21 protein-coding genes and 1 riboswitch are annotated in these 18,005 nt (G+C 37.3%); of the genes, 11 read left to right on the top strand and 10 right to left on the bottom strand.

The window, feature by feature from the left end; genetic code table 11:
* Window positions 1–1,209, bottom strand: coding sequence for an acyl-CoA dehydrogenase family protein (locus tag AB7942_RS18945; RefSeq protein ID WP_369448085.1), 1,209 nt, complete (start codon window positions 1,207–1,209; stop codon window positions 1–3).
* Between the two features lie 232 nt (window positions 1,210–1,441).
* Window positions 1,442–1,639, bottom strand: a complete 198-nt coding sequence (locus AB7942_RS18950; RefSeq protein ID WP_066256390.1) for a hypothetical protein — start codon at window positions 1,637–1,639, stop codon at window positions 1,442–1,444.
* A gap of 185 nt (window positions 1,640–1,824) precedes the next feature.
* On the opposite strand from AB7942_RS18950, the gene AB7942_RS18955 reads away from it, so the two are divergent.
* A complete protein-coding gene (locus tag AB7942_RS18955) occupies window positions 1,825–2,706 on the top strand; it encodes a VanW family protein (RefSeq protein WP_369448086.1) in 882 nt (293 codons plus the stop codon).
* A gap of 27 nt (window positions 2,707–2,733) precedes the next feature.
* Here the strand turns inward: AB7942_RS18955 and AB7942_RS18960 are convergent, their stop codons facing one another.
* Complete coding sequence (locus AB7942_RS18960; RefSeq protein ID WP_335718908.1) at window positions 2,734–3,006, bottom strand: hypothetical protein; 273 nt, start codon at window positions 3,004–3,006, stop codon at window positions 2,734–2,736.
* A 268-nt stretch (window positions 3,007–3,274) separates the two neighbouring features.
* On the opposite strand from AB7942_RS18960, the gene AB7942_RS18965 reads away from it, so the two are divergent.
* Both AB7942_RS18965 and AB7942_RS18970 read left to right on the top strand, forming a co-directional pair.
* On the top strand, window positions 3,275–3,988 hold the full coding sequence (locus AB7942_RS18965; RefSeq protein WP_088088546.1) for a class I SAM-dependent methyltransferase: 714 nt from the start codon (window positions 3,275–3,277) through the stop codon (window positions 3,986–3,988).
* A gap of 132 nt (window positions 3,989–4,120) precedes the next feature.
* The gene (locus AB7942_RS18970) at window positions 4,121–4,372 is read left to right on the top strand and encodes a sigma-G-dependent sporulation-specific acid-soluble spore protein CsgA (protein ID WP_088090507.1); all 252 of its coding nucleotides are present in this window, start codon (window positions 4,121–4,123) and stop codon (window positions 4,370–4,372) included.
* Window positions 4,373–4,661: 289 nt separating this feature from the next.
* Here the strand turns inward: AB7942_RS18970 and AB7942_RS18975 are convergent, their stop codons facing one another.
* Entirely contained in the window at window positions 4,662–5,531 is an 870-nt protein-coding gene (locus AB7942_RS18975) for a YitT family protein (RefSeq protein WP_483310888.1), read from the bottom strand.
* A gap of 832 nt (window positions 5,532–6,363) precedes the next feature.
* Between AB7942_RS18975 and AB7942_RS18980 the strand changes: the two genes are divergently transcribed.
* The 4 genes from AB7942_RS18980 (at window position 6,364) to AB7942_RS18995 (ending at window position 9,105) form a co-directional block, all read left to right on the top strand.
* Entirely contained in the window at window positions 6,364–7,617 is a 1,254-nt protein-coding gene (locus AB7942_RS18980) for an erythromycin esterase family protein (RefSeq protein ID WP_369448088.1), read from the top strand.
* A 130-nt stretch (window positions 7,618–7,747) separates the two neighbouring features.
* Entirely contained in the window at window positions 7,748–7,951 is a 204-nt protein-coding gene (locus tag AB7942_RS18985) for a DUF1657 domain-containing protein (protein ID WP_088088548.1), read from the top strand.
* Between the two features lie 66 nt (window positions 7,952–8,017).
* Window positions 8,018–8,224, top strand: a complete 207-nt coding sequence (locus tag AB7942_RS18990) for a DUF1657 domain-containing protein (RefSeq protein ID WP_088088549.1) — start codon at window positions 8,018–8,020, stop codon at window positions 8,222–8,224.
* 20 nt (window positions 8,225–8,244) lie between these two features.
* Window positions 8,245–9,105: a DUF421 domain-containing protein gene (locus AB7942_RS18995; RefSeq protein ID WP_369448089.1), complete on the top strand. Its 861-nt coding sequence runs from the start codon at window positions 8,245–8,247 to the stop codon at window positions 9,103–9,105.
* A gap of 51 nt (window positions 9,106–9,156) precedes the next feature.
* On the opposite strand, the gene AB7942_RS19000 is transcribed toward AB7942_RS18995, so the two are convergent.
* Window positions 9,157–10,149 (bottom strand): DMT family transporter, encoded by a 993-nt coding sequence (locus AB7942_RS19000; protein WP_369448090.1) that lies wholly within the window; start codon window positions 10,147–10,149, stop codon window positions 9,157–9,159.
* A gap of 237 nt (window positions 10,150–10,386) precedes the next feature.
* On the opposite strand from AB7942_RS19000, the gene AB7942_RS19005 reads away from it, so the two are divergent.
* Window positions 10,387–11,001 (top strand): PH domain-containing protein, encoded by a 615-nt coding sequence (locus AB7942_RS19005; protein ID WP_088090510.1) that lies wholly within the window; start codon window positions 10,387–10,389, stop codon window positions 10,999–11,001.
* Window positions 11,002–11,044: 43 nt separating this feature from the next.
* On the opposite strand, the gene AB7942_RS19010 is transcribed toward AB7942_RS19005, so the two are convergent.
* The gene (locus tag AB7942_RS19010) at window positions 11,045–11,677 is read right to left on the bottom strand and encodes a nitroreductase family protein (protein WP_369448091.1); all 633 of its coding nucleotides are present in this window, start codon (window positions 11,675–11,677) and stop codon (window positions 11,045–11,047) included.
* A gap of 34 nt (window positions 11,678–11,711) precedes the next feature.
* On the opposite strand from AB7942_RS19010, the gene AB7942_RS19015 reads away from it, so the two are divergent.
* A complete protein-coding gene (locus AB7942_RS19015; RefSeq protein WP_369448181.1) occupies window positions 11,712–11,894 on the top strand; it encodes a winged helix-turn-helix transcriptional regulator in 183 nt (60 codons plus the stop codon).
* A 65-nt stretch (window positions 11,895–11,959) separates the two neighbouring features.
* Here AB7942_RS19015 and AB7942_RS19020 read toward each other — a convergent pair whose 3' ends face one another.
* On the bottom strand, window positions 11,960–12,772 hold the full coding sequence (locus AB7942_RS19020; RefSeq protein ID WP_088088552.1) for a YitT family protein: 813 nt from the start codon (window positions 12,770–12,772) through the stop codon (window positions 11,960–11,962).
* 231 nt (window positions 12,773–13,003) lie between these two features.
* Window positions 13,004–13,194, top strand: a riboswitch (Lysine riboswitch).
* Window positions 13,195–13,298: 104 nt separating this feature from the next.
* Between AB7942_RS19020 and AB7942_RS19025 the strand changes: the two genes are divergently transcribed.
* Window positions 13,299–14,780, top strand: coding sequence for an amino acid permease (locus AB7942_RS19025; protein ID WP_369448092.1), 1,482 nt, complete (start codon window positions 13,299–13,301; stop codon window positions 14,778–14,780).
* 91 nt (window positions 14,781–14,871) lie between these two features.
* Here the strand turns inward: AB7942_RS19025 and AB7942_RS19030 are convergent, their stop codons facing one another.
* On the bottom strand, window positions 14,872–15,096 hold the full coding sequence (locus AB7942_RS19030; RefSeq protein ID WP_088088554.1) for a helix-turn-helix domain-containing protein: 225 nt from the start codon (window positions 15,094–15,096) through the stop codon (window positions 14,872–14,874).
* 125 nt (window positions 15,097–15,221) lie between these two features.
* Between AB7942_RS19030 and AB7942_RS19035 the strand changes: the two genes are divergently transcribed.
* On the top strand, window positions 15,222–15,395 hold the full coding sequence (locus AB7942_RS19035; RefSeq protein ID WP_168244701.1) for a hypothetical protein: 174 nt from the start codon (window positions 15,222–15,224) through the stop codon (window positions 15,393–15,395).
* A gap of 57 nt (window positions 15,396–15,452) precedes the next feature.
* Here the strand turns inward: AB7942_RS19035 and asnS are convergent, their stop codons facing one another.
* Both asnS and AB7942_RS19045 read right to left on the bottom strand, forming a co-directional pair.
* On the bottom strand, window positions 15,453–16,844 hold the full coding sequence (gene asnS, locus AB7942_RS19040) for an asparagine--tRNA ligase (RefSeq protein ID WP_369448093.1): 1,392 nt from the start codon (window positions 16,842–16,844) through the stop codon (window positions 15,453–15,455).
* 175 nt (window positions 16,845–17,019) lie between these two features.
* Window positions 17,020–17,901, bottom strand: coding sequence for an alpha/beta hydrolase (locus AB7942_RS19045; RefSeq protein WP_369448094.1), 882 nt, complete (start codon window positions 17,899–17,901; stop codon window positions 17,020–17,022).
* Window positions 17,902–18,005 lie beyond the last annotated feature (104 nt).

Raw genomic sequence — 18,005 nt, forward strand, 5'->3', positions numbered from 1 at the left:
CTATTGATATTTTCTCAATTCTAGCTTGGCAACCTGTGCACGATGGACTTCATCAGGTCCATCTGCTAATCTTAATGTTCTTGCGTTTGCCCATTGGGCAGCAAGTGTAAAATCGTTTGAAACTCCTGCAGCACCCAGTGCTTGAATGGCGCGGTCAAGCACACGTAATGCCATTGATGGTGCGACCACTTTAATCATTGCAATCTCTGCTTTTGCTTCTTTATTGCCAACCGTATCCATCATAAATGCAGCTTTTAAGGTAAGCAGTCTTGCCTGTTCAATTTCGATCCTAGAATCTGCAATCCATTCACCAATTACCCCTTGCTGTGCTAATAGTTTTCCAAAAGCAGTCCTTTCCTGAACACGCTTACATAATTCCTCAAGCGCTCGTTCAGCTGCGCCAATTAATCTCATACAATGATGTATTCTTCCAGGCCCTAATCTCCCTTGCGCAATTGCGAACCCTTTCCCTTCTCCCCAAAGGATATTTTCGACCGGTACGCGCACATTTTCATAGGTAATTTCTCCGTGTCCATGCGGGGCATGATCATAGCCGAATACAGGGAGCATCCGTTCAATTTTCACACCTGGGGAATCAAGTGGAACGAGAATCATCGACTGTTGTTCATGACGGTTGGCCGACGGATCTGTTTTCCCCATAACAATCGCAATCTTGCAACGAGGATCACCTGCACCAGATGACCACCATTTCCGACCATTAATAACGTACTCATCGCCATCTCTTTCGATCCTGGCTTCGATGTTAGTCGCATCTGATGAAGCAACCGCAGGTTCTGTCATCGAAAAACACGAACGAATTTCACCTGCTAACAACGGCCTTAACCATTGTTCTTTATGCTTCTCTGTCCCATAGCGTACGATAACTTCCATGTTTCCCGTGTCAGGCGCACTACAGTTAAATACCTCTGGACCTATAAGAGACCTTCCCATAATTTCACATAAAGGAGCATATTCCTGATTAGTTAATCCGGCACCCATTTCACTTTCTGGTAAAAATAAGTTCCAGAGCCCTTCCGCCTTTGCTTTTTCCTTCAGTTCCTCCATAATCGGCGGCACCGCACCCCAACGGCTTTCTTGTTCATTTAGTTGCTGCTCGTAAATACGCTCATTGGGATAAACATTTGCTTCCATAAAGGCTGTTAATTTTTCCTGCAACTCTTTCACTCTTTGAGAATATGAAAAATCCAATATTTCCACTCCCTTCCCCATACTAACCAGTTGGTATGTTGTACCTTTAATTATACCTGTAAATATTAAATATTCAAATTAATTTCTAAATATTCTATAACATTTAGTATAGTGGGGAGTCTAATAGAACAAATTTTAAAAAATTATCTGATCCTGTTAAGAAAAAGAGTGGGTCAAGAAAAGTCAAACCAATACCGTCATCCTGCAACAGACATTTCCTGACCTTGGTTTATTAAAACCTTTTAGTAAATGATCTTTTCTGTTTATTCATTACTTCATGCGATTTTTCGATAATATCTGTTAGTACATCTCCTTTATAAATTCTACCCAGCTTCAATCCTTGCTGATAATACTCAACAATTTCGTCCAACAGCAAGGAAGTTTCCTTCGTAATTCTTACGTTTAATTGAATTCTTTCGTTTTCAGCCAAGATAAACACTCCTATTTGTCCACTAACAATCTGCTAGCACTTTTCTATTCTATTGTTATCATCTATAAATATACTATATTTCTACATTCTTTTCAGTAAAAATAAAAAATTTGGATAACTGTTTCTTTGTTGTTACATGATTTTGCATAGTTCGACTAATATTATTATAAGGGGGGTTGCTGGTTATGTTTAAGACTTTGATATTGGGACTTTTCCTGATGGTCCAACAGGGAAATTCACCCGATAGTTTACCTATTACTAAGGATGGTCAAACCGTGGCCACTATGAATCGAGATGATTTTGCTCTAACTCAAACTGGTTTGCCATTATTAAATTCTCAAAAATTCAATCAGTTTTTAGACCAACTGGATAAACAATTTTCTGTTGCACCTGAAAACGCCAGCCTAGATCAGTTTGGGGTTATTATACCCGAACGACCAGGTACTCGAATCCATCGCCAGGCCTTTACTGAACAATTCTATGCCTATTTTTTTGGTTCTAGAAAGAAAAATTTGGAATTACCTATTCTTACGGTTTATCCAAAGGTGGATAGTGAATTACTTGGTGAAATTCGCAGCATGCGAATTGGGCGCTATGTCACTTCTTTTAATTCTCGCAACAAAAAAAGGTCTAACAATATTCAGTTAGCAACAAAGGCCATAAATAATCATGTTGTTTTTCCTGGTGAAAGGTTTTCTTTTAATAAAGTGGTAGGTAAACGGACAGCTGCCAAAGGTTACCAGCGGGCTCCTGTTATTGTGAAGGGAGAGTTCTCAGAAGACATTGGCGGAGGTATATGCCAGGTCTCCTCCACTCTCTATAATGCGATTGACAATGCTGGGATCAAGATTCTGGAGCGTTTTTCTCATACCAGAAAAGTTCCCTATATTCCTCCAGGACGAGACGCAACAGTAAGTTGGTATGGTCCCGATTTTGAATTTAAGAATAACTATAACCAACCAATATTAATCAGAGCACGGACACTAGGAAATTTGTTAATCATAACAGTTTATTCTTCCGAGAATATTAGCTACTCACCAAGGAAAATTCCTAATCCCCCATATTAAAAAAAGTCCGCAATATGCGGACTTTTTTTAACGTTTATTATCTTTATTTAATGCACTCATCAATAGTTCTTCCGAAAATTCAGTTATCGCATGATTATCCATTAAATTAAGATTTGTTTTTGGCGTAAAGTTTTTTACCATATTTTGAAAAGGAAGTGCAAGGTCCTTACGTTTTCCCTTTGTCACTCCAAAAACAGCAGCACTTATACCAATGCCTAATAGAGATGCCCACATAGCTCCTCTACTTTTTCGTTTTCTTCCAAACATATTGAAAAACGGCTGAACTTTTATATTTTTCATCCATAGCACTCCTTCATGTTGAAATGGAAAGGAATCTCCCCCTTCCATTTCATTAATTTGCGCGTAATCGCTTAAAATATTAGAAGGAAACTAAACATAATTTGTTATTTGCTGGTAAGTTTTTGAGTGATAAATGTTTTAATGGTCAATTATTTGTTTACATAATATTTCTATTGTTACTTGTTTTTTCGGATCACTATTTAGAAAGAACCACTCTCCAATAGTTATCATAAAATGCTAAAAGATCATTGAGGTGGTGTCTTTATTTATGGGAGGTTTAACCTATATTGACTTCTTGGCCAAATTTGGCGTGGGTGGGGCCCATCCAGGTGGTATCCCATTAACAAAAAACATACTGTCTGGTGAAAACATTACAAACAAATCCCGCATTTTAGATGCAGGCTGCGGCACTGGACAAACAGCAGCATATTTATATCAGCAATATAAGGCAATGGTAGTAGGACTTGAAATCAATCCAATTATGATAGATAAGGCAAGAAGGCGCTTTCAATCATTAAATTTACCCATTCAGTTAATCCCAGGGTCTGTTGAGAAACTTCCCTTTAAAGACAATAGCTTTGACTTTATTTTATCTGAATCCGTTTTAGCTTTTGTTAATAAACCGACCGCACTAAGAGAATTTTATCGAGTCTTAAAAAAAGGGGGACGTTTTATTGCAAACGAAATGACGATAAACACAAAGCTAAGTCAGGATGAAGAAGCTGAAATCATGAAATTTTATGCTTTAGATTCATTATTAATGGAGGATGATTGGAGAAAGTTATTAGAGAAAACAGGATTCCAAGATATTGTTCTAAAAATCGAAAACACCGCTATCAGTCTTGGGAACAATACAGCAGAGTTCAATTTCTCCAAAAATTTTGAACCTGAACTTTTCCAAATATTAAATGAACATGGAAATATTGTCTTAAAATACCAGGATATTTTAAGCTATCGAATCATCACATGTTCGAAATCTTAATTGTTTATTACAAGCCTCACTCTTAAGTGTGTTTATCAGAGGCTTTTTTACTGGCCTCCTATTTCCTAACTTTCGCATGTATATTAAAGAAATCTCGTTGAAAAATATGTGATGAAAGGATAGGTGAAAACCTTGGATAAAACTTTGGGCTACTTAAGAGAAACTTTGTCAAATTACACTGATGACCATTCCGAAGGCAGGCATATTTACCGCAAACTATCGGAAGGTCATTATGCCTCCGAAGGATCCTTTGTTCGAGATTTGAACCAAAAAGAAATTGCATTTTTAAATAGAATGCTGCCGAAAGAAATTAACTATGCAAAAGAAGAGCAAGATGAAAAAAGGGCTCACGAGCTAAATGAAGTGTTTGAGCTTTTATTCTGAGAGATTTACTTTATAAAAAAAATGGCAGGAAAGGTAAAGCTCCTGCCATTTTTTTTGGAAATAATTCATTTTTTGCAAAATTATTTCCGAGGTAAGCGCAAGGTACGACAAAAGTACCATTCGTCAACTCAGGAATTTCAGCATTAACCGACATGAAAATACAAGAAACACACCAAACTAATCGTGATTTTCCCCCGTTTTAGCCCCATAACGACAAATTGCCAATTTACGTCCAATTTCTACTATAAAGACAAAGTTCCGCAAAAAAGAAGCCGAGGTTTCCCAGCTTCTAATGGATGTCTTTTTTCTTAAATCTGCCTCCACGTACCTCAGCGATATCCGCAACAGCTAGAAAGGCACTGTCATCATTTTCAGTAACAATTTCCTTCAATTTTGCTTCTTCAAGACGATTGATAACGCAAAAGATGACTTTTTTATCATCACCTGAATATGCGCCCTCACCATTGATATATGTGACACCTCGACCCAGACGATTCATGATAGCATCACCAATTTGCTTAGCATTGTCACTAATGATCCAAACAGATTTAGATTCATCAAGGCCAGTAATGGTAATATCAATCGTTTTGTAAGCAACAAAATAGGCAATAAGCGAATACATTGCACGGTCCCAGGTAAACACAAAACCGGCACACCCGAGGATAAAAAGATTAAAGAACATAATAATTTCTCCGACGGAAAAAGGAAGCTTATTATTAAAAAGAATCGCTAAAATTTCGGTACCGTCCAATGACCCACCGTAGCGAATCACTATGCCTACCCCTATACCTAGCACAATTCCTCCAAAAACTGTCGCAAGGAGAATATCCTGTGTAAAAGCTGGGACTGGATGGAGTAGAGTAGTTCCAATAGAAAGGATGAGAATCCCATAAAGGGTTGATAATGCGAAGGTTTTCCCTATTTGTTTATACCCAATAAAGAAAAAAGGTATATTAAGAATAAAGAGGAATATCCCTAATTTCCAACCTGTAACATACGAAAGCATAATGGAAATCCCAGTGATTCCACCGTCAATTACATTGTTGGGGACGAGGAATATTTCTAAGCCCACAGCCATCAGTGTGGCACCTAGCGTGATTAATAAAATGCGTTGCAGGATCTTTCTCTTTGTTAATCTCCGATGTTGAATTTTCGCCATAATCGCTTCCTGCTGTTGAATTAAATTTAATTCCTGTGTTCCCGACATTATCTTGCCCCTTTCAAAAATAATTTACTACCTTTATTATAACGAATGATCAGTACTATTTATAATAAAATGCTTCTTTATTTCTATACTCCCAGAATGAAAAAGAAGCTACTTCAACTAATGAAGTAACTCCTTAATTTTATTAACACCTTAGGGGACCCAACCATGACATCAGCTGATAGATAATTAAATGAATTCCCTTTTAGCGATCTTATCAATCTAAATGGAAACCTTTACCTATCCCCGATGAGTGTTTGTTCCGTTGAAGGAATTAATTCACATGGAATTAATGGAATTCAAATTCCTAAAAGAAACAAATTCTCGGTTTGACACAGACTGAGACTCATTATTCCATCATTTGGGTTTCTAGGCTTCTTGGCAATTCATCCTTTTTGGAAAAGATTCAATATTATTTCATATCGATAAATCTTTAACTTTTTCCTTTGATAAGGTTGCAATGGAATACATAGATACCTATTATGAAAGGATTTAGTTTTAGGATTTAGCCTTTCCATAGAGGTGTGACAATCGCTCCACCTTCCAAATGCTTGTAAAGGAATAACCTTATACCTTACTACTCGTTCACGAACGGAACGAACACGTATGGTTGAGCCTCCTAAGATGTTAACTTTTATTCTATCCCTTACAACTAAATTATAACACGGAATTTTTTGAATTTACGGACTACTTGTGTCAAAAATGTGAATTATTGGGTATTTAGGTCAATGAGATACAGGGGATATTATAGAAAATTGAGTCCTAATGGAAAGGAATGCTCTAACCTATGATTAAAGCTATTAATACCTACGCAAAACCTTTTGAAACAATTGATGATCTTGACCCATTAATAGCCGCTATTGGTGATAAAAGTTTCGTCCTACTGGGTGAATCTTCTCACGGCACATCAGAGTTTTATACACTTCGAGCAGAGTTAACAAAAAGACTAATCAAGGAAAAAGGGTTTTCTTTTATTGCCGTTGAAGGCGATTGGCCTTCCTGCCAAAGCATCAATCGATACATTAAAGGATTTAACCAATCATCACAAGACATTAGAGAGGTGCTCGAGGATTTTAATAGATGGCCAACCTGGATGTGGGCTAACCAAGAAATCATTGGGCTCATTGAATGGTTAAAAGACTATAATCACCATAATAAAAGAGCCCAAAAAGTCGGTTTTTATGGTTTGGATGTGTATAGTCTTTGGGAAAGTATGGATGAAATTGTTCATTATTTAGAAAGGACCAATTCACCCAGCCTTAAGGAGGCCAAAAAAGCATTTTCTTGCTTTGAGCCCTTTAATCGCAATCATGAATCGTATGCTGTTTCAGCCGGATACCTCTCTGAGAATTGTACGAAGGAAGCACTTGAACTTCTCGCATCCATCCGGAAAAACAAATGGAAATTCGATGACGATCAGGAAAACAGCTTGAATATGGAGGTAAATGCCATCGTTACTGCAAATGCAGAGGAATATTATCGGACAATGGTCATTAGTGATTCTAAGTCATGGAATGTTCGAGACAGGCATATGGTTGAAGCACTCAACTCAGTACGAAGATTTTATGGTGATGACGCAAAGGTAATCATATGGGAGCATAATACACATGTAGGTGATGCCCGGGCAACTGACATGAAGGATGAAGGAATGGTGAATGTCGGACAACTAATAAGAGAAGAAAACGGTGCCAAAAATGTTTTTATTGTAGGGTTTGGTACATATAGCGGTACGGTAATTGCCTCCACCGAATGGGGAGTTGACTTTCAAAAAACGGAGGTACCTCCCGCCCAACTCGGAAGCTGGGAATCACTTATGCATAAGACAGGGGCTGTAAATAAATATTTGATATTTACTGATCAGAACCGTAATGAATTTACAACAACGATTGGGCATAGAGCAATTGGTGTGGTTTACCGGCCGGAATACGAACAATATGGTAATTACGTCCCATCGAAAATGGGGCTGCGATATGATGGATTTATTTTTATTGATAAAACAAACGCGTTGCATCCGCTAGTTCTAGAAAATATTCTTGTCTAATGTGATTTTCCAGATAAAGTTTCAGGGAAATTTAGAATTAAGTAAAAAAAACATTAAATACATATCCACCCGAATAATCCACATACTATTTTTGTAATTTCATTTTATATCAGGAAAGAAGGATTATGTAATGACAGTTGGAACTCAGGTAAAACAAGCATTAGCTGGACTAAAAAGTGCACAGGCAAGTTTTGAAGGATTCGCATTAGCAACTGATAACCAAAATGCAAAGCAGCTTTATCAACAAGCAGCCCAACAAACTCAGTCGGTTCTTGATAGCTTAGAACCACGTCTTCAAGAAATCTTGAACGAAGAACCACAATACAATCAATAAAAGCAGTTTTAGGTTGGCGATTCTGCCAACCCCTTTTTGATTTTCTTATGAAAGGAAGTTAAATTTGTGACAATCGCTTCTAATGTCAAGCAATGTCTCTCTACTATTAAGGGAATCGAAGCACAATTGTCTTCCTTCGCCTTAAATTCACTCGATAAAGACGCTCAAGCTATTTTCCATGAAGCTACACTAACGATTGAAGAGGTAAAGAAGGATCTACAATACCGTGTTTTGGAACTTGAACGACATGAACCCCAATATATGGGTTCATAAAATTTTGAGGTGAGAAACTAATGCCAGATTGGATTTTTATCATAACTCGTTCATTAATTTTTTTGGGACTTTTATTTATTACAACAAAAATACTTGGAAAGAAACAAATCTCTGAGCTCTCTTTCTTTGAATATGTTGCAGGAATTACCATTGGAAGTATTGCCGGTGAAGTAGTTACTGGACTAGAAGCAAATGTATGGCATGGAATGTTAGCCGTCCTCATTTTCTTCTTGGTAACTTTCCTCGTTGACTTTGTCTCTCTAAAGAGTAAAGGTTTTCGTGATTTTGCTGAAGGTAAAGGAACCGTCGTCATTAAAGATGGTAAGGTCCTAGAAAATAATCTGAAAAAAGAAAAATATTCGATAGACGAACTTTCTGCGTTACTTCGACAAAAGGATATTTTTAGGATTGCAGACGTAGAATTTGCTGTGTTGGAACCGCGTGGAAATTTAAGCACACTTTTAAAAACAGAAAATCGTCCTTTGACACCTAAAGATTTACAAATGAAAATGGCGAAAGAAAAAGAACCACAAACAGTCATTATGGACGGGAATATCATTGATGAATCATTAAGATGTTCCGGAAAAGGCAGAGGCTGGCTTTATACAGAGTTAGAAAAACTAGATGTGACTCTTGATAATGTCTTCATAGGGCAAGTCGATTCCTATGGAGAGCTAACGGTCGATCTATATGATGATAAAATTGAAGTGCCAGCACCCGCTCAACGTCCATTACTCCTGGCTACACTAAAAAAAGTTCAGGCTGATTTAGAGATCTTTTCTCTTGAGACAGATTGTGATAAATCAAAAGCAATGTACAAGAGAAATTCAGTAAAGGTACAAGAAACAATTGACAAGCTTAGTCCCTATTTAAACGGTTAAAAAAGGTCAGGAACTACGAAAAAAATCCTTATCAATCTAAATTGATAAGGATCAAACATTTCTAGGCACAGTTTTTTCAGGACTTTCACTGCGATGATTTTTTGGATTACTTTTATGCGAAAAAAAGCTGTGCAGGATCATTCCGACCATAACCAATACCATACCAAACCAGGATAATTCAGTTGGGAAAACAGTATTCAAAATTAACAATTCTCCTATTACTGCAAATAAGACCTCTATTGATTGCGTGGCCTCTACGGCAGCAAGCTTTTGCATATTTCCTCTAACAAGATCCGTTGCTTTAAAAAATAGAATGGTTGCAATCACTCCTGAGGTTACCGCAACAAGGCCTGATTGGACTATTTGTCCTTTGCTTGGTGGACCAACAGTAAATAAACCATAAACAGATAAAACAACCCACAATGGCAGACTCGCTAATGTCATCCCTAATACCCGTTGAAAGACATCAAGACGCCCTCCGCAAATATCCATCATTTTTCTGTTTCCAAGCGGATAGGCAAATGAAGCGATTAGCACCGGAAGGACGCCTAAGGCTATTGCAGCATTCGATATGTGATTTGCCTGTTCCAATTGCATCAGAATAATTCCTAGGAGGATGATCAATGACATCCCTAAACCTTTAAAAGGAATTCTCCCCTTTTTCTGGATTGGTCCTTTATCAGTCATAACCATTTCGTAAAAAAGTGGGGCCAGCAAGGAACCTGAGATGATTGTGACCTGCCATGTGGCTGCAATGAGCCAGCCTGGGGCATAGGCAGCCGAAAAACAAATCGGACCATAAAATAAGCCGAAGCCCACCGTGCTCCATATAAACCAGCCGACAGGTCGATTTTTCATTTCCACAAATAATGGTCTAAGATTTTTTCTTCCCATCACAATTGTGAAAAGAAATGGAACCATAAAGAAATACCTTAATGATGCACTCCAAATCCAACTACCCCCAGCCTGATCCATCGATCGGTTGAGGATAAATGTAAATGCAAAAAAGAAAGCCGCAAGGATGCCTAAAATTATGGGCCGCATTATTCCTCTATCCTTTCTGTATCTATTTTTAATATGTACATAGTGTATTTTCCATGAAAAGAGGGAAACCATCAAGTAGTTTCCCTCTTTTCATTACTTGTTGTTAATTTGTTTTTAGTAATCAGGTGCATACTACCATTTTTTAAAGCATAAAGTTTTTGGGATAAGGATGAAACTTTATTGTCCCCCATTCGTAAAAATGGATGGAATGATTTTTAAAAAGTGAGGTTGATACCAATGTTTGGAAAAGTAGCCGCGGATATTTTGGGATTAAGTGATGTTGGTTCTGTCATTAAGCCGGAAAATTACGATAAGGTGGACGCAGATGATTATGTCATGCATGAAGACAATGAGAAAATTTATTTTCTCATCAAATCAAAGTCTGATGAATACTGTTTTACAAACAACGCCCTTATCCATTTAGATGGAACAAGTGCAACCAGCAAAAAGCGAATGCTCCACCGCTATAGTTATGCAACAAATAGAATCTCAGAGGTAAAACTCGAAACGGCCGGAACCGTTGACCTTGATGTAGAAATAAAATTTAAAATTGGCTCAGTTCCTTTCTCCATCGACGTTCATAAGAAACATATTGAAGAAGTTAAGGATTTATATAAAGCCTTAATCAAAATTTCAGAAATCTCACATGAAAATGAAATTTCTCTTCAGTTTGCTAAACAAAGCCTTGATGTCGCCTCCACTACTCTCGGTCGTGTGACAAGTGCAGACAGCAACTTGGTTGTTCAATTCAAAATGCTTAATCAAGCAGCCTTTCAGTGGTTAGAAGATAGCAAAAAACAATATATAGTAAAAGATTTCGGCTATGTGTTTGAAAAGTATATTAATAACTAAAAAATTAAGTAGGCGCATGAAAAATTATCATGCGCCTACTTTTTTATCTATAATCTATTAATACATCCTCCAATGGTAAACGTGTTGTATTGAAAGCAGCTGCTGCCGCCTTCCCTAGTGAAATCAACACAATTGGGAAAAGTCGATCGGAGACATTGAACATTTTCACGAATTTATCTTTATCAAAGCCACCCATTGAAACGGTGTCATACCCTCTGTCTTTTGCAATTAGCATCAACTGCATCGATACTAAACCAGCATCAAATGAGGCAATATTTTTCAAGACTTCTTCTGGAGCAAGTGGGTATGTTTTATTTGTACCTTCTATTAATCGATTCATATTAGCTTCGTCCATCAAACCAGCCTCGTATGCACTTCGATAGACTTTTTCCACACTTTTATACATTTCCTTATCGCCTAATACTGCAATAACTGCAGACGCTGTTTCTACTTGCTCTTGATTATTGGCGATTGCTCTTAGTTCCTTTTTCGCCTCCGGATCTTGAATAACATTAAAACGCCATGGTTGAAGATTACTGGAGGATGGTGCTAGTGTCGCTTCTTTTAGCATATCTTTAATTTCTTCTTGTGAAATATTGTATGTTGAATCATATTTTCTGACAGAGTGACGTTCTTTTATCACTTCAGATAAACTTTTTATTAATGTGGTTTGCATGAGAGATTTCCCCCTGTGAATTTTTAACCCAGGAATTTCTAATCGTCTCTTAACCGAACGCTTACGTGATTTAGAAAATGAGGGATTGATTGTCAAAAACGTCATTACTACCTCTCCAAAAAAAGTGGAATATGAACTGACTCCAACTGGTAAAGAACTTGATGAGGTTATTCATGTGCTAATGAAATGGGTAAAAAAACGCAGGAAATCCCTATGATGCTGGGTAACTATCTCACACAAAAAAGGCTTGCTCTATTGTATAGAAGCAAACCTTTTTTGTTTTTATGGACTTGGCCGATGAAACAGCCCCATGACTTCAATTGTTTCGGTAATATTGACAAATGCTGATGGATCAACTTCTGTAATTAAGTTTTTAACTTCATTAAGTTCGTATCTGGAAATTACCGTTATCATCACGTTCCGTTGGTGATTTGAGTAGCCGCCAACCCCATCCATAATTGTCAAGCCACGATACAAATTTGTCAGTAAATGAGCTCTCATTTCTTCGCCCTTATCTGTAATGATCATTAAAGTTAATTTAGCATGATCTGTATAAATTGCATCCACCACTTTACCTGTAACAAAAATGGAAACCAAGGTATAAAGAGCAGAATCCCAATCAAATAAAAATCCACTGATCAAGATGACGACTGCATTCATGCCTGAAAGTAAAACACCAATCGGAAAATCTCTTTTTCTCGCCACAATCATGCCAATAATATCAAATCCCCCGGTCGATCCAGAACAGCGAAAAACTATTCCGACACCTAACCCGGTTAAAGCACCACCGAAAATTGAGGAGAGAATTCTATCATCGGCAATGGCATGAACGGGAATTAAATAAAGGCCAATTGATATAATTATTACAGCAAAGATGGAATTCACGATAAATCTTTTCCCTAACATTTTATAACCAATAATCAATAACGGAAAATTCAGCAGGAAATTTGCCACCCCTGTATTAACAGGCGAGATCATTCCTAAAATCATAGAAATTCCGCTCAATCCACTGCTTAACACTTCATGAGGGATTAAGAAAAGGTTAAAGGCAACCACAACAATTAGAGATCCCGAAATCATTCCAACAATCTGCATGGTAAAAATCCTCCTATGAAAAACAGGCAATTAATTCTATTTAAAAATAATACCGATTCTCTCTGATAAAGTAAATTAAATAATTTATTAAAAAGAAACTCAATTATCTGTTTATTCTAATTGATTGAATAAAGACTTCTCATTTTTGGAATAATATATTATTGACAATTCTATAATAATATTTATACTTTAGTAATATATTAACTTTATATGATAAATCCTCATCAAAACCGATGAGGTAGAGGTCGCGGTTTTTATCAGTAAAGCGGACGAGATGAGAGAGACATCCTTGACTCCGTTTGAAAGGAAAAGCTGCCGAAGTGTGCTTTCATCTCTGAAAAAGCATGCTGGGGCTGTCTCCAAATAGGAACAGAACTGTCACGCTTAAACCTACCAGCTAAGCGTGTTGAGCTATCTTTCGGAAGGTATGATGCGGGGTATTTACAATGCCATCGATACTTCTTCGATGGCATTTTTTTATTCCAAACTCCTTCTCGAAAAAATTAGAAAAAGAGGAGTCAAGACAATGCAAACAGCAAGAGTATCAAAAGAGAGTGAATATACTAGTGACTTAACACTACAACAGGATCCAACCGAATTAAAACGAAGTTTAAAATCACGTCACCTCACAATGATTTCCCTTGGCGGGACGATTGGCACTGGACTTTTTCTAGCTAGCGGTGGCGCTATCCATAGTGCGGGACCCGGCGGGGCAATCATTTCCTACCTTGTTATTGGTATTATGGTTTACTTTTTGATGCAGGGCTTAGCAGAAATGGGTGCCTATATGCCAGTTGCCGGAAGCTTTAGTACGTATGCAACCAAATTTGTCGATCCTTCCCTTGGTTTTGCCCTAGGCTGGAACTATTGGTATAACTGGGCAATTACGATTGCTGCCGAATTAGCTGCTGTAACAATGATTATGAAATTCTGGTTTCCACATACGCCTTCATTCATTTGGAGCGGTATCTTTTTAGTAATTATGTTTCTATTAAACTATCTTTCTGTTAAAGGATTCGGAGAAGCAGAATATTGGTTTTCCTTAATTAAAGTTGTTACAGTTATTATTTTTATCGTTACTGGTACTTTAATGATCTTCGGCATCATGGGTAATGAAGCAATCGGCTTCAAAAACTTCACTGTTGGTGATGCTCCATTCCACGGTGGCTTTATGTCCATGATGGGAATCTTTATGGCTGCAGGCTTCTCCTTCCAAGGAACAGAGCTTTTAGGTGTTGCTGCTGGTGAAACGGAGGATCCAAAGAAAGCTATTCCTCGTGCAGTGAAACAAGTATTCTGGCGTATTTTATTATTCTATGTATTGGCTATACTAGTAATCGGACTGCTTATTCCATATACAAACGGGAATTTAGCAAATGGGGATATAACCGTTAGTCCATTTACGCTGGTTTTTCAAAAGGCAGGCATCGCTTTCGCCGCTTCAATCATGAATGCTGTTATTCTTACAGCTGTATTATCGGCAGGAAATTCAGGAATGTATGCATCCACTCGGATGCTTTGGGATTTAGCCCGTCAAGGCAAAGCACCGAAATTCCTTGGTAAATTAAACAAAAAAGGTGTTCCAGTCAATGCCTTAATTGCAACAACCTTAGTGGGAACACTCGCATTTCTTGCTTCCTTCTTTGGGGATGGAACGGTTTATGTATGGTTGTTAAACGCTTCTGGTATGTCCGGCTTTATCGCATGGCTCGGTATTGCAGTATGTCATTATCGATTCCGTAAAGCATTTGTCGCCCAAGGTAAGGACCTTAGCTTGTTACCATATAAATCAAAATTCTTCCCTTTTGGTCCGCTCTTCGCGTTTGCCGTTTGCGGGTTTGTTGTTTTAGGACAAAATTATTCCGCATTCACGGGTGACCAAATCGATTGGAATGGTGTTTTAGTTTCATATATCGGACTGCCATTATTCCTTATTGTATGGCTAGGGTATAAATTTACAAAGAAAACTAAGTTTATCCCTTTAGAAAAGTGTGATTTAAGAAATTAGTTTGTTTAAAAATAGCACGCGAAAATTTTCGCGTGCTATTTTCTTAATCCAATAAAAAAACAGACTCAATTGAAGAGCCTGTTTTTAATTATTACGCTTTCTTTTCCTCAGATGACCAAATGTATAAGTCTTCAATAGAGCAATTTAATTCTCTTGAAATTGTCATCGCAGTATTTAAGTTCATCACTTTTTTGGACAAGTAGTCGTTGAGCTGAGTTTGAGGAATACTTGTATTCCGTTCCAAGCTTTCCAGGTCCATGCCGTTTTTTGATAATAAATCTTTGAGGTTACTTTTTTTTGCTTTATAATTTGTCAAAATGACACCTCACTTTTTTAAAAGCATAACACATTAAGTTCTTAATTGAAAGGAAGAAGGGTTTCCCCCCTTTCCATCTTGGCTTATGATATACTTAATTAGGAATAGGTAAAGGAGTGTGAAACATGAAAAGCTCAAACAATCTGTACAAAAATGGACAGTCAGTTAACATTAAAGAAACTGGCGAGGTCGTCACAATTTTAAAATCACAATATGTTAAAAACATGAAAAGATATTCTTATATCGTTAAGGAACATCCCGAAACATTCTTTTTTGAAGAGGAATTAAAGGTTCTTTAATAAATAAAAAGGAGAAGGCCGATTCTGTGAATCAGCTTTCTCCTTTTTAAATTTGTTTTAAAACTCGGCATTTCCTGTTGTTCTCGGGAATGGAATGACATCTCTAATATTAGTCATTCCAGTTAAGTACATAATTAAACGCTCAAAACCAATACCATAACCAGAATGTTTCGTACCACCATATTTTCTTAATTCAAGGTACCACCAATAATCTTCTTCATTCATACCAAGCTCATTAATTTTACCAGCCAAAATTTCTTCGCGTTCTTCACGCTGGCTGCCTCCAATCAATTCACCAATTCCTGGCACAAGTAAATCAGTTGCCGCTACTGTTTTGTTGTCTTCATTTAATCTCATATAGAAAGCTTTAATTTCTTTTGGATAGTCTGTTACAAATACTGGGCGTTTGAATACTGTTTCACTTAAATAACGTTCATGCTCGGTTTGAAGGTCAAGCCCCCACTCTACCGGATAGGCAAAAGTTTCTCCGGACTCCCTTAATATATCAATGGCTTCGGTATATGTCACACGGCCAAAGTCTGCTGTGTAGGCATTATTTAGACGATCCAATAAACCCTTTTCGATAAAGCTGTTAAAGAAATTCATTTCTTCAGGGGCTTGTTCAAGTACATAGCCTATCACAAATTTTACCATTTCTTCAGCCAAGTCCATGATATCTGGAAGCTCAGCAAAGGCAAGTTCCGGTTCTACCATCCAAAATTCCGCTGCATGTCGTGCAGTGTTAGAGTTCTCTGCTCTAAAAGTTGGGCCGAAGGTATAGACATTCCGGAAAGCCAAGGCAAACGCCTCAGCCGAAAGCTGTCCGCTAACAGTCAAATTAGTTTCCTTGTTAAAGAAATCCTTGGTTAAATCTGTTTTGCCTTCTTCATTTTTTGGAGGATTGTCCATATCTAGTGTTGTCACTCGGAACATTTCTCCTGCACCTTCTGTATCACTGCCGGTAATAATTGGTGAGTGAACATAGACAAAACCTTTATCTTGGAAGAATTTATGCAATGCAAAGGAAGCAAGTGATCTCACACGAAAAACAGCTGAAAACGTATTGGTTCTTGGTCTTAAATGGGAAATAGTTCTTAAATATTCAAACGAATGCTTTTTCTTTTGTAAGGGATAATCTACATTTGACGAACCTTCAATCACGATATTAGTTGCTTTAATTTCAAAGGGCTGCTTCGCTTGAGGAGTATAAATAAAGTCTCCTTCAATCCTAATGGATGAACTAATTGGTAACTTTGCAATATCCTTAAAGTTCTCTAATTGCTCATCAAATACAATCTGTACTCCTTTAAAAAAGCTGCCATCATTTAATTCAATGAACCCAAAAGTTTTAGAGTCGCGAATCGTACGAATCCATCCAGTTAACTGGACTTTTTGTTCAATATAACTTTCCGTATTTCTGTACAAATCCTTGATTAAGGCCTGTTTCATTGGTTTTCCTCCTAAATCTTATGTAAAAAAGTAAAAAACCTTCCATCCCTTTTGGGACGAAAGGTAAAATTCCACCGTACTATCATCGTATTTCTTTTATCCCTTCAATATTATATAAAATACCATATCAAATAAGCAATTTTCAACAAAATTTCCGGTATGAAAGAGATTTATTTTAGTTTTTTGTAGATTCTTTTGAAAACGTGTCATTTTGAGAACAAAAATGGGCAGAGAGCCATTCTTGGCGGTCAAGTAAGGCTTCTTTGCAATTCGTAAATAGATGATCGGTATCATACCAGTTGATTCTTTTGGGAGAACTTGCAGCAGAATAAAAAGTCGCAGCATGGCCTCGTTCAATAAATTCGTCATTTTTGGCGAATTGGAAGAGTATTGATGCCGGCGCAGCATTTTTTACATAGTGGATGGCATCTAATTTTCTAAGACTTGAAATAAAATATTCAAATCTTTCAGGCGGTAAAAAGCTGCGAATGATGGCTGCAATTGGATGTTCACTAGTCAGTTGCCACTCTGAAGCCTCCCCATACCCTGATATTAAGACAAAAGTTTTAATGAGCGAATCAATTCCTGAAATTACCCCGCCCCAGGACGCTCCAAAACCATGGCCAACAAAAGCCATCCGAGTTTCATCTACAATCGTTAGCTTACTAAGCAGTGTAACTCCCATTCTAATATCCATAACAGTATGAATGTATTTTTGAATATCCGCTAAGGCTTCAATTGTTTTTGTGAATTTTTTCCTATCAGGGCCATCTGTTTGACCATACCCTCCGAAAATCGGCGCTTCAATTAAGAGTGAAATATAACCTTTTGTGGCAAGCAATTGCGCTTCATGAAAAAAAGTTTTTCTGTTTCCTTGACTAGGGTGCATAAAAATGACTGCAGGAAATGATCCTCCTTTGTCAGGAATAAATAGAAAGGCAGGCACCTGCCCGTTGAAAGGGCTTTCATAATTAATATCATAAATAGAATAACCTTTTTTTGAAATAGATGAAATCACCTCAAATCCTGCTTGTGTTTCTTCTACGTAATCAAACATTCTTTACCGCCCCCGCCAAGATTCTTTTTAATAATTTATTTGAATTTTCAGATTAATAGAACGAATAAATCCATAAATCTCTTATCCGTACAATTTTCCTTAAG

The sequence above is a fragment of the Neobacillus sp. BF23-41 genome (assembly GCF_041106275.1).

Excerpts from the sequence above, each read along its gene's own strand:
- AB7942_RS18955 (WP_369448086.1), top strand. The coding sequence starts at position 1,825 with ATGTTTAAGACTTTGATATTGGGACTTTTCCTGATGGTCCAACAGGGA.
- AB7942_RS18960 (WP_335718908.1), bottom strand. The coding sequence starts at position 3,006 with ATGAAAAATATAAAAGTTCAGCCGTTTTTCAATATGTTTGGAAGAAAA.
- AB7942_RS18965 (WP_088088546.1), top strand. The coding sequence starts at position 3,275 with ATGGGAGGTTTAACCTATATTGACTTCTTGGCCAAATTTGGCGTGGGT.
- AB7942_RS18975 (WP_483310888.1), bottom strand. The coding sequence starts at position 5,531 with ATGGCGAAAATTCAACATCGGAGATTAACAAAGAGAAAGATCCTGCAA.
- AB7942_RS18980 (WP_369448088.1), top strand. The coding sequence starts at position 6,364 with ATGATTAAAGCTATTAATACCTACGCAAAACCTTTTGAAACAATTGAT.
- AB7942_RS18985 (WP_088088548.1), top strand. The coding sequence starts at position 7,748 with ATGACAGTTGGAACTCAGGTAAAACAAGCATTAGCTGGACTAAAAAGT.
- AB7942_RS18995 (WP_369448089.1), top strand. The coding sequence starts at position 8,245 with ATGCCAGATTGGATTTTTATCATAACTCGTTCATTAATTTTTTTGGGA.
- AB7942_RS19000 (WP_369448090.1), bottom strand. The coding sequence starts at position 10,149 with ATGCGGCCCATAATTTTAGGCATCCTTGCGGCTTTCTTTTTTGCATTT.
- AB7942_RS19005 (WP_088090510.1), top strand. The coding sequence starts at position 10,387 with ATGTTTGGAAAAGTAGCCGCGGATATTTTGGGATTAAGTGATGTTGGT.
- AB7942_RS19010 (WP_369448091.1), bottom strand. The coding sequence starts at position 11,677 with ATGCAAACCACATTAATAAAAAGTTTATCTGAAGTGATAAAAGAACGT.
- AB7942_RS19020 (WP_088088552.1), bottom strand. The coding sequence starts at position 12,772 with ATGCAGATTGTTGGAATGATTTCGGGATCTCTAATTGTTGTGGTTGCC.
- AB7942_RS19025 (WP_369448092.1), top strand. The coding sequence starts at position 13,299 with ATGCAAACAGCAAGAGTATCAAAAGAGAGTGAATATACTAGTGACTTA.
- AB7942_RS19035 (WP_168244701.1), top strand. The coding sequence starts at position 15,222 with ATGAAAAGCTCAAACAATCTGTACAAAAATGGACAGTCAGTTAACATT.
- asnS (WP_369448093.1), bottom strand. The coding sequence starts at position 16,844 with ATGAAACAGGCCTTAATCAAGGATTTGTACAGAAATACGGAAAGTTAT.
- AB7942_RS19045 (WP_369448094.1), bottom strand. The coding sequence starts at position 17,901 with ATGTTTGATTACGTAGAAGAAACACAAGCAGGATTTGAGGTGATTTCA.